3 protein-coding genes are annotated in these 2,124 nt (G+C 73.3%); all 3 read right to left on the bottom strand.

Annotated elements, in window-relative coordinates:
- Positions 1-183: 183 nt before the first annotated feature.
- On the bottom strand, positions 184-1,011 hold the full coding sequence (locus ABZ281_RS47030; RefSeq protein WP_356664718.1) for a GvpL/GvpF family gas vesicle protein: 828 nt from the start codon (positions 1,009-1,011) through the stop codon (positions 184-186).
- Positions 1,012-1,190: 179 nt separating this feature from the next.
- Positions 1,191-1,565 (bottom strand): DUF4440 domain-containing protein, encoded by a 375-nt coding sequence (locus ABZ281_RS47025; protein ID WP_356664716.1) that lies wholly within the window; start codon positions 1,563-1,565, stop codon positions 1,191-1,193.
- Positions 1,558-2,106, bottom strand: coding sequence for a DUF1697 domain-containing protein (locus ABZ281_RS47020; RefSeq protein WP_356664714.1), 549 nt, complete (start codon positions 2,104-2,106; stop codon positions 1,558-1,560). The genes ABZ281_RS47025 and ABZ281_RS47020 overlap by 8 nt, the downstream gene beginning before the upstream one ends.
- Positions 2,107-2,124: the final 18 nt, after the last annotated feature.

The raw sequence follows: 2,124 nt of genomic DNA, 5'->3' as shown, positions 1-2,124 counted from the left end.
CAGGAGCGCCCGATGGGGCGAGGGCCACGGCCCCGTGCCGGGCCGGCGGAAGTCCGGGGTCTGGTGGGCGTGGGGTGCCGGATGTCCGTGCCGTCGCGCCGGTGTGGCCGCACGGTGTTCTCGACCGTCTCCGGCACCCCTCGGTGTCCGAGGCCGTCGGCAGGGCCACGGACGAGGAGAGCGTCACGCCGCCGTCTCCTCGTGCGGCTGGGGCTGGAGGGCGAAGGAGTAGGGGGCCCATGGGCCGGTGATCTCCACGCGGAGGCCGGAGACGCCCTGGGCGGCCGTGAGGATGCCCGTGCGGAATGCGGTGACCCGGTCCTTCGGGACGAGGTAGGCGTCGTTGCCGATGTTGGTGCCGGGGGCCGTGCCCGCCAGGCTGCCGCGTTCGGGGGTGTGGGTGACGCGGTCGACGGCGAGGGCCCCGGCCGTTTCGGTGAGGCGGGCGGCCGCCTGGGCGACCGTACGCCATGCCTCCTCGTTCCTGCGCTGTCTGCGGCGGCGGATCACCTGGTAGGCACGCCCGGCGCCGAGACCCGTGACCGGGTCCTGCTCGGGGCCGGTGCCGGCCTCGGGCGGGGTGATGTCCGGGGCGGCGTAGATCTTGACGCCGAGTTCGACGTGGCCCGTGAGCCGGTCGAGCAGGGAGAGGAAGTAGCCGCGGCGGGTGTCGAGGGCCTGCCGGGCGGTGTCCTCGTCGCGGAAGACGGTGGCCAGGCGCAGGGGCAGCACGGCGGCGCCGGAGGCCATCAGGGCGGCCACCACGGCGTGATGGGAGCGGACCGTGGACTCCAGCCAGTCCAGGTCGTCGAGGTGGGCCTGGAGGGGAGCGTCGTCGTAGTCGGCGGGCGGGACCTGGCCGACGGCGAAGGCGAGCGGCGGGCTGGTGACCGCCGGGTCGACCAGATGAATCGGCTCCCCGGCGACACCGCGCAGCTGGGCCGCCGCCGAGGCGGCCTCGGGGGTGCGGCGCAGGACCGCGTAGGCGTAGACGAGGTTCGTGTCGCTCATGACTGCGGGCTCCTGTCGGTGGCCGTGCGATTCCTCTCGCGAGACGCCGTTCTCGTGCCGTCCGTCGGTAGGTACGCAGCGGAGGGCGCAGGTGTTCACGGGGACGACCGACGGGTCGGCCCGGCCCCGGAGGGCAGGGCCTGCATGGCGTCGTGCACGCCCTGCCCGGGGGCGGCGCGTCAGGTGGCCCGTTCGCTGAACGGGGTCGCCTGGTGGAAGTAGAGCAGCCAGCGGCCCTCCGTACGGCGCCACAGCGAACTGCGGTGGGCGCGGCTGCCGTCGTACTCCGTGTCGTAGGTGAGGTGGACCAGGTCCGGGGCGAGCTGCACGCCCCTGAGGGCGGAGACGGCGACGGGCCGGGCTCCGGTCTCGGTGGTCGCGGCCAGGGAGGCGATGATCGCGGCCCGGCTCCAGTGCCGGCCGGAGGCGCCGAACTCGTGGAAGTCGGGGTGCAGCAGCGTCCCGACCCGGTCGGGCGAGTGGCGGACCTTCGGGGTGAGCAGGGCGAGTTCGCCCTCCATCGCGGACTCGACGGCCGGGTTGTGCTCAGGCACCTGTCATCTCCACCAGCTTGACGACCGTGTTCCAGTTGCGGGAGGTGGCGATCACACCCTTGTTGATGCGCGGTTTCGACAGGTGTTCGGCCAGCTTGGAGCGGCCCAGGCCGTTCGGGGCGTACAGGTACAGGGCCCGGTCGCCGAGGCGGAACTCCTCGGGGAGGTAGGCCTCCTGGTCGATCTCCGCGAAGCGCTCGGGGGTGAGGGGGGCGGAGAAGTAGGTGACGTGGAGCTGCTTGGGCTCCAGGTCGGCGGCCGGGAACGGGCAGGCGTCGGCGATCGCCCGCAGGTAGGCGTGGTCGCGCACGATCACGTCGACGCCGAAGCCGAAGCGCTTCTCGAGGGCCCGCGCGATCTCACCGGCCAGCGACTCCTCGTCGCCGTGGCCGGAGGCGAACACGGCCTGGCCGCTCTGCAGATGGGTGCGGACGTCGTCGAGGCCGAGGTCCGTCAGGAGCGTGCGCAGGTCGGCCATGGGGACCTTCCGGCTGCCGCCCACGTTGATGCCGCGCAGCAGGGCCGCGTATGTCGTCGTCATCCGCTCACGATAAGGCGG

The organism is Streptomyces sp. NPDC006265, from assembly GCF_040613555.1.
Taxonomy (GTDB): domain Bacteria; phylum Actinomycetota; class Actinomycetes; order Streptomycetales; family Streptomycetaceae; genus Streptomyces.
The sequence above is the reverse complement of the archived record's forward strand: the minus strand, read 5'-3'. Positions and strand labels throughout refer to the sequence as shown.

What these genes read in the sequence shown, in the direction of transcription:
- ABZ281_RS47030 (WP_356664718.1), bottom strand. Translation starts at nt 1,011, where the DNA reads ATGAGCGACACGAACCTCGTCTACGCCTACGCGGTCCTGCGCCGCACC.
- ABZ281_RS47020 (WP_356664714.1), bottom strand. Translation starts at nt 2,106, where the DNA reads ATGACGACGACATACGCGGCCCTGCTGCGCGGCATCAACGTGGGCGGC.